The 11,168-nt window shown below is 62.7% G+C and carries 10 protein-coding genes; 2 read left to right on the top strand and 8 right to left on the bottom strand.

All coding sequences use genetic code 11. From position 1 onward, the window contains the following. Together ACOVRJ_RS14215 and ACOVRJ_RS14210 are read right to left on the bottom strand one after the other, a co-directional pair. The coding region (locus ACOVRJ_RS14215; protein ID WP_422044505.1) for a response regulator at positions 1-458 on the bottom strand (458 nt) is incomplete at its 3' end. 453 nt (positions 459-911) lie between these two features. After that, complete coding sequence (locus tag ACOVRJ_RS14210; protein WP_422044504.1) at positions 912-1,052, bottom strand: hypothetical protein; 141 nt, start codon at positions 1,050-1,052, stop codon at positions 912-914. Between the two features lie 48 nt (positions 1,053-1,100). Here ACOVRJ_RS14210 and ACOVRJ_RS14205 point away from each other — a divergent pair, with 48 nt between their 5' ends. After that, positions 1,101-2,297 carry a PEP-CTERM sorting domain-containing protein gene (locus ACOVRJ_RS14205; protein WP_422044503.1) on the top strand — a complete coding sequence of 399 codons (1,197 nt, stop codon included), beginning with the start codon at positions 1,101-1,103 and terminating at the stop codon, positions 2,295-2,297. A gap of 185 nt (positions 2,298-2,482) precedes the next feature. Here the strand turns inward: ACOVRJ_RS14205 and ACOVRJ_RS14200 are convergent, their stop codons facing one another. After that, positions 2,483-5,272, bottom strand: coding sequence for a M16 family metallopeptidase (locus ACOVRJ_RS14200; protein WP_422044502.1), 2,790 nt, complete (start codon positions 5,270-5,272; stop codon positions 2,483-2,485). Between the two features lie 134 nt (positions 5,273-5,406). Between ACOVRJ_RS14200 and ACOVRJ_RS14195 the strand changes: the two genes are divergently transcribed. Then, positions 5,407-6,255, top strand: a complete 849-nt coding sequence (locus ACOVRJ_RS14195) for a PA4780 family RIO1-like protein kinase (RefSeq protein ID WP_422044501.1) — start codon at positions 5,407-5,409, stop codon at positions 6,253-6,255. 28 nt (positions 6,256-6,283) lie between these two features. Here the strand turns inward: ACOVRJ_RS14195 and ACOVRJ_RS14190 are convergent, their stop codons facing one another. The 5 genes from ACOVRJ_RS14190 to ACOVRJ_RS14170 form a co-directional block, all read right to left on the bottom strand. Beyond that, positions 6,284-6,541 (bottom strand): DUF3297 family protein, encoded by a 258-nt coding sequence (locus tag ACOVRJ_RS14190; RefSeq protein WP_422044500.1) that lies wholly within the window; start codon positions 6,539-6,541, stop codon positions 6,284-6,286. 293 nt (positions 6,542-6,834) lie between these two features. Further along, the gene (locus tag ACOVRJ_RS14185) at positions 6,835-8,016 is read right to left on the bottom strand and encodes an MFS transporter (protein ID WP_422044499.1); all 1,182 of its coding nucleotides are present in this window, start codon (positions 8,014-8,016) and stop codon (positions 6,835-6,837) included. Beyond that, on the bottom strand, positions 8,013-9,383 hold the full coding sequence (gene rmuC, locus ACOVRJ_RS14180; RefSeq protein ID WP_422044498.1) for a DNA recombination protein RmuC: 1,371 nt from the start codon (positions 9,381-9,383) through the stop codon (positions 8,013-8,015). Before rmuC ends, ACOVRJ_RS14185 begins: the two co-directional genes overlap by 4 nt. Positions 9,384-9,478: 95 nt before the next feature. Beyond that, positions 9,479-10,450: a 2-hydroxyacid dehydrogenase gene (locus ACOVRJ_RS14175; protein ID WP_422044497.1), complete on the bottom strand. Its 972-nt coding sequence runs from the start codon at positions 10,448-10,450 to the stop codon at positions 9,479-9,481. Between the two features lie 3 nt (positions 10,451-10,453). After that, entirely contained in the window at positions 10,454-11,167 is a 714-nt protein-coding gene (locus tag ACOVRJ_RS14170; RefSeq protein WP_422044496.1) for a nitroreductase, read from the bottom strand. Position 11,168: the final 1 nt, after the last annotated feature.

Below are 11,168 nucleotides of genomic sequence, written 5' to 3'. Positions count from 1 at the left end.
ACCAGCACTTCGCGGCGCAGCAAATCAATGCTCAGCGGACCGAAGTTCAAGGTCGAGGAAGGCTTGGCTGGCGTAGGCACAGGCACAGGCGTTTGGCGCCTGATCAAGGCCCGCAAGCGAGCCACCAACTCGCGCTTCTCGAAGGGCTTGGCCAGATAGTCGTCGGCCCCCAACTCCAAACCCAGCACGCGGTCAAAAGGATCTCCACGCGCGGTCAACATCAGGATGCCCAAGCCCGGATAAGCCGTCCGCCAGCGCCGACACAAATCCATGCCACTGGCATCCGGCAACATCACATCGAGCAGCACCACAGCAGGCAGCGCCGCCGCCAAGGCCGCTTCCGCCTGCGCGGCGTTATGAGCCGCACGCACCACCCAACCCTCGGCCTGCAAGAGACGCAGCAACATGGCAGAGAGTTCGACATCGTCGTCGACGAGGAGCAAAGAGGGCTGGGACATCAGGAGCGCCGACGGACAGGAAAGATGAAAAGGCCAAGACACCAAGGCGATAGATCGTAAGCCAAACAGCGTCAAGCCTTGTACGACATTGCCGCAGCAAATGCGACAGCGCTGTCATGAATTGTCGCGTTATGTCGCACACGCCGAGGGCGAATCTTCGGACACTACTCCGCAATGAGCCGACGCCTGGACGAACCAAGGTCGTCCGCTCTTTCGCACAGCCGGTAGCTGGAGTAGCGCCACCCTCGGGCCGCCAAACAACGCCGCGTGCATTCCAAGTCACCAGTCCCACGGCAGGTCTCCCTAAGGAAACCGGTAGCCACGTCCGTTTGAAATCATCACTCAGGAGAACTCATGTCCATGAAAACACCTCAGCTTCTCAGTGCGCGCAGTTCCTGTGTGCAAGTCGCCATTGGCAGCCTTATGGCCTGCGCAGCAGCGGCCAACGCCAGCTCAACGACCTACAGCAGCAACGTCAGCTTCTTCACCAACAACCAAGCCATCAGGCTGAGCAATGGCAGCAGCAGCTTCGACGTCAGCAGCGGCTTCCAGGGGGCGAGTTGGAACAGCAACAACGGCTTCAATGAGATCCACCGAGAATGCATTGGTGTTATCTGCGGCTCATTTGGGGCCAGCGCAAACGTGAAAAGCGCCGGGCGAGTGGGCTTTGAGGTGTTTGCCAAGGGCGACTTGGGCAAGGTGTCGGCCAAGCTCGACTACGCGCAAGCGTTCACCGTGAAGCCAGGCGGCAATGATTCGGCAAAAAGCTTCAGTATCACCAGGGACGTCAATAACTTTCTTGGGGGTTCGTTCAGCCAGACGGCCGCCCAGATGCAGGTCGCGCTCAACGGCACGGTGGGCATCAGCAACTCGACCTCCTTCCGTGTTTGCGTGTTTGACTGCAGCAGCAGTCATGTGAACTTCGATGTACCGACCACCAATGTCAGCCTCTTCAAGGTGGACACCAGCAAGAACCCGCCCTTGTCGATTGCGGGGCAGCCAATCAATGGTTTCGTTTACGGCAAGGACTACGGCATCAACGTTACCGGCCCTGGCGTCCAGAAGCCCGACCTGGGATCCATCAGAATCGATCAGCTCAAAGGGGCTGCAAGTACGGATTCAAGGTCGCTCACCTACCGCGAAACCCTGCTCACCACCAAAGCCAATTTGACGGGCATGCTTCAAAGCGCTGTGGGTCAGGGAGGGACCGATATGTTCAGTCCCAAGGTAAGTCTCGGCGAGCATGGCCATATCGAGGGCACCATGGTGGACGCGCAACTCGGCCTCGCAGTAGGTTTGAAGCAAAGCCTGAGTTTGAAAGCGGGGGCAGCACCCACATTGACTTTGAAGTTCTCAAAGCCTGTTCAAAGGGGCTACAAGGATAAGGACAAGGGACCATGGGAATGGACCGCCGCCACGAACGAGATCAAGTTTGATGAGGATGGTGGCCAGTCCAAGAACACAGTGGAGTTTCGTTATGCGGGGGAAGTCGGAGAGTTGCTCTCGTGGAGCTACAGCATGGAAGACACTGTTCTGGGCGCCAGTACCGCGCTGACCCTGGATCCGACACTTTCAGTCGAGGCAGGATGTTTCGACATTCGCCTCCTCAATTTCGCAATGACGGGTAAGTGCGCTTATGAGGGTGAAGCCTTCGGCAAAGGCCTCTTTGAGATTCCGGTGAAGGGAATGAACTCGGCCAAAATCAGCGGCTGGAACAAAGAAACCTTTTACGTTAACGCAGCCCCTGTGCCCGAGCCCGAAAGCTATCTCCTGATGCTGGCCGGGCTCGGCGCCATTGCCTACGTGGCACGTCGGCGCAGCGCAAAGACCACTGCCTGAACAACTGCTGGCCACTGCAGCGGACAGTTCGTCGACATGGAGTGTCATCAAAGTGGTATGCCTGCCTCGGCTGCGCGCCAAAGATCGACGCGCTGCTAAGGCATCTGAGCCTGGGTTGAGTTGACACTCGAATGGCACACGAAAAAACCGGCCGAGGCCGGTTTTTCATTGACACCACGTTGGCCTCAAGGCTTGTCCTTGAAGTCCCCCGCCGTCGAAATCACAAAACCATCGCGCCGCACATGGCGCTTCCAAGCCGCATTGACCTGCGCCAGCGTGGCGGCCTGGATGGCGGCGTCGCGCTGAGCGACATAGGTCCAGTCCTTGCTGCGATCGGCCAAGAGGTTCAGCGTGCCGGCCAGCTGAGCTTCGCTGACACGCGACTGCAGGCGCGACTCGGCAATGTCTTTCTTGGCGCGCGCCAATTCAGCCTCGCTGATGCCGCCCTCTTCCATACGGCGCAGCTCTTCTTGCACCAGGCTCAGCACCGCCTCGCGGTTCTGCGGCGCAAAACTGCCGCCGATGGACAGCCCGGCCTCATCCCCCCAGTACGGCGCCGTGAGTTGCGCGCCGATGCCATAGCTCAGGCCGGCCTGCTGGCGAACACGCATCGACAAGCGGCTTTCCATCGCACCGCCGCCAAACACATGGGTGGCCAGCATCAGCGGCACAAAATCGGCATCGGCTTCACTGAGCTTGAAGGACTGCGCCATCGCCAGCACCGCATTGGCCTTATCTTTCGCGTTCACATCAAAGCGCGCCGCAGGCACCGGCACATGGGTTTGCAGCGTCCGCTTGAAGCGCGGAGCCGCCGGCTTTTTCCAGCTGCCAAAGCCTTGCTCCAGGGCCGCCTCCAGACCCAGGGGAATCGCCCCAACCACCGCCACTTGCACCTCGTTGGCCGACCAATAATCGGCGTAGAAGCTGCGCACATCGGCCAGTTGCACCGACTGCAGTTGCGCCAGCCGCTCGTCCAGGCTCATCACATAGTCGGGATGCCCGAGGCTCACGCCCAGCGCCTGGTTGTTATGCCCACGGGTGGCTTCGCTCATCAACACCCCAAGATCCTGACGCGAAGACTGCAAGCCCGCCAACTTGGCCTGTTTGTTGCGGGAGAACGCCTCCTCCGGCAAGCTCGGCTGCTTCATCAGTTGCGCAGCCAGCTGCAAGACCTCCAGCAAGCTGTCTTGTTCGGCCTGGATGTGCAGGGTTGCGCCTTGGTCGCCACTGCTGATGGACAGGCCCGCCTTCAAGCGGATCAAGGCATCTTGCAAGGCTTGCTTGCTCAAGCTGGGGCTGCCCTCCATCATCAACTCGCCGACCCAGCCGGTACCGCGCCGCGCGAAGGTGGAATCACGCTCACCCCAGCGCAATTGCATCTGCAGTTGCACCGTATTGCCACGGGTCCGTTTCTTCAGGGTCTGCAAGGCGATGCCACTGGGCAGCACTTGGCGCTGCGTACGCGCTTGCAAATGCGCCGGCGTGGGGTCAAAACGTTCCCCCTCTTCGACCTTGGGTGGGCCCTTCAATTGCGCCAGGCGTTGATCCAAGGCCGGCGTGGCCGGGATCTCCACCCGCGTTACCGCCTCAACCGGCACATAGCGACCCAAAGTCCGGTTGGCCGGCTGCAAATAGGCTTTGCGCACCCGCTCCACATCCGCCAAGCTGACGCGCGGCAAGTCCTCCATCAATTGAAACAGCAAGCGCCAGTCTCCAGCGCCCAAGAGATTGGAAATCTGCTGGATCAGCCCTTCCGGATTCTTCATCTGCTCGCGGTAGGAGTTCAGCGCCACATCGCGCACCCGCTGCAATTCCGCTTCTTCAAAGGGCTTGCCCGCGCGCCCTTCGACCAAATCCAGCAAGAGCTTCTCGACCTTGTCCGCATCCGCCAGCGTTGGCGGAATGGCCAATGCCGTGATGCCACCGGGCGAATGCCCGCCCAGCCCGCCCAAGGCGGCATGCAAGGCGATCTTGGTCTCGACCAGTTCCTTGTAGAGCTGCCCGCTGGGGGGCATGGACATCAGCAGACTCAGCACCAGCAAGGGTGCCGAATCGGCATGGGCGATGGCGGGCACATGGTAGTAGGCCAAAAGCGCAGGTTGGCCGCCGACGCGCCGAACCACCACCGTGCGCTCGCCGTCCTGCGCGGGCTCTCGGGTGTAGGTTTGCACCAAGGGCTCAACCGGTTTCTTCAAGCCGCCATAGTCACGGGCAATCAAGGCCAAGGTGGCCGCCTTGTCAAAACGGCCGGCCACCAGCAAGGTCGCGTTGTCGGGGCGGTAATGACGCTTGTAAAAAGCCTGCAGGCGCTCGATCGGCACATTCTCGATATCGCTCTTGGCGCCGATGGTGGCATTGCCATAGGGATGCCAGTCGTAAGCGACCGACTGCACGCGTTTGTAGAGCACCTGAAACGGCTCGTTCTCGCCGCGCTCGAACTCATTGCGGACCACGCTCATTTCCTTGTCCAGATCGGACTTGGCGATGAAGCTGTTGACCATGCGGTCCGCCTCCAGCGCCAGCGCGAACTCCAGGGTCGCAGGATTGGCGTTGAAGCTGCTGAAGTAATTGGTTCGGTCCGTGGTGGTAGTGCCGTTGTAGCGAATACCCTTGGCCGCAAAAGCGCCCGGAATATCAGGGTGCTTGGGCGTGCCCTTGAAGACCAGATGCTCCAGCAAGTGGGCCATGCCGTACTCACCCTGAGATTCATGCCGGCTGCCCACCCGGTAGGTGATGTTGACCGTGGTGGTGCTTTGCGCTTCATCGGGGAAGAGCAAGATCTGCAGCCCATTGGGCAGGCGGTACTCCTCGATGCCCCCCAGCTCGCGTACGAACTCAGCCTTTGCCGCCGGCGCAGACACCGAGGTGGCCGCAGGGCTGCGCTGCGCGCCACTCGGCGCTTTGGCCTGGGCGGAGCCCAGGGCCAAGAGCAAGAACAAGCTCAGACAAGAAAGACGGGTCGGACGACGCAACATGGCGATGCAAGCTCCAAGAATGAAATCAAGCGCAGCGCATTCGGGCCTGCGAGATCGGCATTTTGAAGCCTCAGCCCGCCGGCTCCTGACAAACCATCCTTGGGCTCTGAGCTTGCATTGACAATAGAGACGCTATGAAAACACCCAAACGTCTGCAGTCCCTGCTCGAAGAAGGCTTGATCGACGCCGTCTCACGCCAATTGATGAGCGGCAAGGAGGCCCAGGTCTTTGTCGTTCAGTGCGGCCACGAGACCCGCTGCGCCAAGGTCTACAAAGAGGCCACCCAACGCAGCTTCAGGCAGGCGGTGGACTACACCGAGAACCGCAAGGTCAAGAACAGTCGAGAAGCGCGCGCCATGGCCAAGGGCAGCAAGTTCGGTCGCGAGAAGCAAGAAGAAGCCTGGCAGAGCGCCGAGGTCGATGCGCTGTACCGATTGGCTGCCGCTGGCGTGCGGGTGCCCAAGCCCTTCAACTTCTTCGAGGGCGTGCTCTTGATGGAATTGGTGACGGACGCCGACGGCAGCGCGGCGCCGCGCTTGAACGATGTGCAATTCAAGCCCGAAACTGCGCGCCAGCACCACGCCACCCTGGTGCGCGAGGTGGTGCGCATGCTGTGCGCCGGCATCGTGCACGGTGACTTGTCGGAGTTCAACATCCTGCTGGCCGCCGATGGGCCGGTCATCATCGACCTGCCCCAGGCCGTGGATGCGGCGGGCAACAACCACGCCAAACGGATGCTGCTGCGCGATGTGGAAAACCTGCGCAACTTCTTCGGCCAGTTCGCACCCGACTTGCTGCAAAGCGACTACGGCCACGAGATCTGGGCGCTGTTTGAGCGCGGCGCGCTGACACCCGAGGCGCCCCTGACCGGCCGCTTTGTGCACAAGGCACGGCCGGTGGATCTGCGCGGGGTGATGCGCGAAATCGACGATGCGCGCGACGAAGACGCCGCGCGGCGGCTGCGCATGGCACAGCCGCGCTGAGTTCACTCAGCGAGAACTCAGCAAAAGCTCAACGGTAGAAGGCTTCCACCCGGCCCTTGAGCTTGAGCATCATCGGATTGCCCTTGCGGTCCTTGGCCTTGCCGGCCGGCAGCTTGACCCAGCCTTCGCTGATGCAGTACTCGGCCACGTCGAAGCGCTCCACCTCGTTGAAGCGAATGCCGATTTCGTGCTCGAACACCGCCGTGTCATGGAAAGGGCTGCGCGGATCGATGGACAGGCGATCGGGAATGGCCGGGCGGCTTGCTGGAGTTTCTACTTCGCTCATGGCGTGGGCTTTCTTCTTTTGAAGTGGGTTCAGAAAGCCGCGATTTTCCCGGATTTATCGCCAAGCCGAACACACATGCGAATTCTTCTGCCTTGCATGCCCTGCCCAGGCCTTGAGCCAACGGAGCATTCGGGCGGCAAAAAAACCATTCGGACCCAGGCCCTGCCCCATCACGCTGGCGGGGTCGGCAGGCAGCTGCCTATTGCAGTTGGCGGAAATCGGGGCAGGCCATTAACTGAAAGGTCATGGCCATACGCAAGAGCCTGCCCTCGAGTTCACCGCGTGCACCGCCCTCAAGCACGCGAGCGCGCCAAGGCACGCGCGGGCCACTGGGCCAGCAACAACAAGCCGGCCATCAACCACATCGGTGCGGCCACGGCCGAGACGGTGGCCAAGAGGCCGAAGCCTGCAGGCATAGCCACCGTGGCCGCATTGGTCGCCATCATGCGCAGACCCAGGGCCTGGCCATGCCGGTCTGGCGGCGTGACCTGATGCAAGAGGGCCAGCACCATGGGCTGCACCGAGCCCAAGGCCAGGCCCAGCAGGGCCGAGCCGAGCATCAGGCCGGGTGTGCCGGGCAGCCAGGCATAGACCATCAAGGTCAGAGCGGCCATGGCCATGGCCACCCGCAGCGCTTTCATTTCGTCCAACTGCATCGCCCAGCGGATGATGGCCAGTCGCACCACCGTGGCCGCCACCGCAAACGAGGCCAGCACCAGCCCAATGGCGGAAGCGCTCAGGCCCTGGGCATGACCGACCACTGGCACGACAAAGCTGTGCGCGTCCCAGGCCGCCGCCAAAACCACATTCAGCAGCAACAACACTCGAAGCTCCGGGCTCTTCAACAAGCCCCAGGCCGGCCGGCCGCGCTGAGCCGCCGTTTGCGGCGCCGGCGCATGACGCGGAATCCGCACGGTACATAGCCAGCTCAGCAGCGGCAACAATACCGCCAAGGCAAAGGCCGCCCTGAAGCTCACGTAATCGATCAACAGTCCCGCCGCCACCGGCGCCAAGGCATTCGAGAGCGCCGGACCCAAGGCCATCCAACCAAACACGCGTTTCAGATCGCTGGGCTCATCAACCATCATGCCGGCCTCACGCTGCAAAGCGACCGCGGCCACACTGAGCGCACCGCCGCTGAGCAAGCAACTCAAGCCGATCGTCCACAAGTCCAGCCCGATCCAAGCCGCCAGCGCCCCCAATAAGGCCATCAACACAGCGAAGCCCACCGGCCGGTGCATGCCGTGTTTGTCGGCCTGACGGCCGGCCCACATGGCCAGCAGCATGGGCGCCACGGCGAACAGGCTCAAGAGCACGCCGACCGTCCATTCGCCATAGCCCTGATGCAGGACCCACAGGCTGGCCGCCACACGGGTCACGGCCATGCAGGCATGCAGCGAGATCAGCGTGGCAACCAACCAAGGAAAGGCGCGCCGCCAGGCCTCAAGGCGAGGCCCAAGGTCCGAGGAACTCAAAACCGGCCCTCGCCAAGCGACGGGCCTGCTTCATCGGCTGCGCCTTCATCCGCAGCCATGGCCTCAGGTCGCAGTTGCAGCAGTTCTTGGGCCGCGGGTTCGGGCAGCGCCTCGACCGCCTTGAGCTTGCGCGACATGGCGCGGGTACGGGTTTCGGCCGCGTCGATCGAAGCACTGGCCTCGTCCAATTTCTTCTTGGTCTTGGCCAAAACCTCGCCGAACTTGCCGAACTCGGTCTTGACCGCCCCCAGCACCTCCCAGACCTCGGCGGAGCGTTTCTCCAGCGCCAAGGTGCGAAAGCCCATTTGCAAGCTGGTCAGCGTGGCCAGCAAGGTGGTGGGGCCGACCAGCATGACCTTGTGCTCGCGCTGCAGCGCCTCCAACAAACCCGGCCGGCGCAGCGCCTCGGCATACAAGCCTTCGGTCGGCAGGAACAAGATTCCGAAATCGGTGGTGTGCGGCGGCGCCACATACTTTTCTCGAATCGTCTTCGCCTCCAGACGCAATCGGGCTTCGATGGCCTTGGCCGCAGCCTCCACGCCCGGCGCATCGGCGCGCTCTTGCGCGTCCAGCAGGCGTTCATAGTCCTCGCGCGGGAACTTGGCGTCGATGGGCAGCCACAGCGGCGCGCCGTCGGCTCTTTGCCCCGGCAACTTGAGGGCGAACTCCACCCGCTCGGCGCTGCCGGGAATGGTGGCCACATGGGTCGCGTACTGCTCGGCGGTGAAGACTTGCTCCAGCAAGCCTTGCAACTGCACCTCGCCGAATACACCGCGGGTCTTCACATTCGTCAACACCCGGCTGAGCGAACCGACATCGCGTGCCAAGCCTTGCATTTCACCCAGGCCTTGGTGCACTTGTTCCAGACGCTCGGCCACCTGCTTGAAGCTCTCACCAAGGCGCTGCTCCAGCGTGGCATGCAGCTTTTCATCGACGGTGGCGCGCATCTGTTCCAGCTTGGCTTCGTTGCCCTGCTGGATCAGCCCCAGGCGTTGTTCCACCGTTTGCGCCAAGGCCTTCAGGCTTTCATTCAAGGCTTGGGTCTGGCGCTGTGCCGCTGCATCTTGCGCCTCCCGCGACGCCAGGGCTTGCAGGGTCTGCGACTGGTTGTTGCTCTGCAAACCCTGGCTCAGGGCCTGCTGAAAACGCGCCAGGCTTTGTTGCAACTCTTGCCGGGTCGCAGCCGCGCTGCGGCTCAGCTCATCGCGCAGCTCACGCTCCAGCCGCTCATTCGATTGCTGCGCCTGCTCAGCCTGCGCCGCCCAGGCGTCGCCGCTCTCCTGGGCTTTGGCTTGCCGCCACAGCAACAAGACACCAACACTCAACAGGGCCAAGGCCGCAAGAATCACCGCATCAACAAGACTCATGACGCGATTGTGTCAGCAGCCCGGAGGCAGCGGGCTTCGTAAGGGCGACAAGCGGGCGGCAGGCGAAGTTGCCTGCGCCAGCCAGCCCCGCGCGACTAGGGCCCGACCGGCGTCAAGACCTGACCCCCGGTCAAGGCGGCGATCAGGTTGTCGACGGCCAGATTGCACATGGCCCGGCGGGTCGCAATCGAAGCGCTGGCGATGTGCGGGGTCAGCACCACATTGCTGAGCGCCAAGAGGGCCGGGTTTAGCTGCGGCTCGCCCTCGAAGACATCCAGGCCCGCCGCGGCCAAGCGTCCGGCTGCCAGGGCTTCAGCCAGGGCCGCGTCATCGACCACACCGCCGCGGGCGATATTGACCAAGGTGGCGCTGGGCTTCATCAGCGCCAACTCCGGCGCTCCAATCAAGTGATGCGCGGCCGGGGTGTAGGGCACGACGATGATCAGATGGTCGGCCCGGCGCAGCAACTCGGTCTTGTCCACCCACTGCGCGCCCAGCGGTGCTTCCAGTTCGGGGGCCAAGCGGCTGCGATTGTGATAGATCACTCGCATACCAAAGCCCAGGGCCGCGCGGCGCGCAATGGCCTGGCCGATGCGCCCCATGCCCAGCACGCCCAGGGTGCTGCCATGAACATCGGCCCCGGCCAAGAGGTCGATATTCCATTGCTTCCAGCGACCGGCACGCAGGTAATGCTCGGCTTCGGTCACCCGTCGGGCTGCGGCCAGCAGCAAGGCAAAGCCAAAGTCGGCGGTGGTTTCGGTCAAGACATCGGGCGCGTTCGTCACCACCACGCCGCGCGCCGCGCAGGCGGCCAGATCGACATTGTTGTAGCCCACGGTCATCAGGCAGACCGCTCGAAGATCGGGGCAAGCCTGCAGCAAGGTGGCATCGATCAGCTCGGTGCCGGTGGCAAAGAGGCCGACCTTGCCTTGCAGGCGGCGGATCAACTCGGGCTGCGGCAGCGGCTCATCATCCAGCGGCTCTTCGACCTCGAAATGCTCGCGCAAGCGCTGCACGATGTCCGGAAAAATACGCCGGGCGACCAGCACGGAAGGACGTGCGCTCATGCCTCAGTCCTCCAAGAAGCGGGTGAATTCCTGCACCGGCGCGCGCTCGGTCTGCAGGCTGTTCTCCACCGCGCTCGGATCGGCATAACCCAGGGCCATGCCGCAAACCAGCATCTGCGTGGGCGCCAGCTGCAGTTCCTCGGCAATCAAGCGATGGAACTGCGTGAAGGCGGCCTGCGGGCAGGTGTGCAAGCCATGGCCGCGGGCCGCAATCATCAGGCTTTGCAAAAACATGCCGTAGTCCAGCCAGCTGCCTTGCTGCATGACGCGGTCGATGGTGAACATCAGCCCCACTGGCGCGTCGAAAAAACGGTAGTTACGGCCATGTTGAGCGTGCATGCCGGCGCGGTCGGTCTTGGCCAAGCCCAGCAAACCATAAAGATCCCAGCCGACCTTGCGGCGGCGGTCGATATAGGGCGAGGTCCACTGCTGCGGGTAGTAGGCGTACTCCTCGGTGTGCGTGGCCAGCGCTGCCGGGTCCTCATAGACGGCCAGGATGCGCTCGCTGAGCCGGGTCTTGGCCGCACCGCTCAAAACATGCACCTTCCAGGGTTGGGTGTTGGTGCCGGAAGGCGCACGAGCGGCCACTTGCAAAAGCTGCTCGATCAATTCACGCGGCACCGGGGTGGGCAAAAAAGCCCGCATCGAACGGCGCGTCGCTATGGCGGCATCGACCGCGGCGCTGGCTTCGGCGCTTGGAGACTCAAACAGATTCACG

The organism is Roseateles sp., from assembly GCF_049240545.1.
Taxonomy (GTDB): Bacteria; Pseudomonadota; Gammaproteobacteria; order Burkholderiales; family Burkholderiaceae_C; genus Paucibacter_A.
This window is presented reverse-complemented; position numbering and strand designations above follow the sequence as displayed.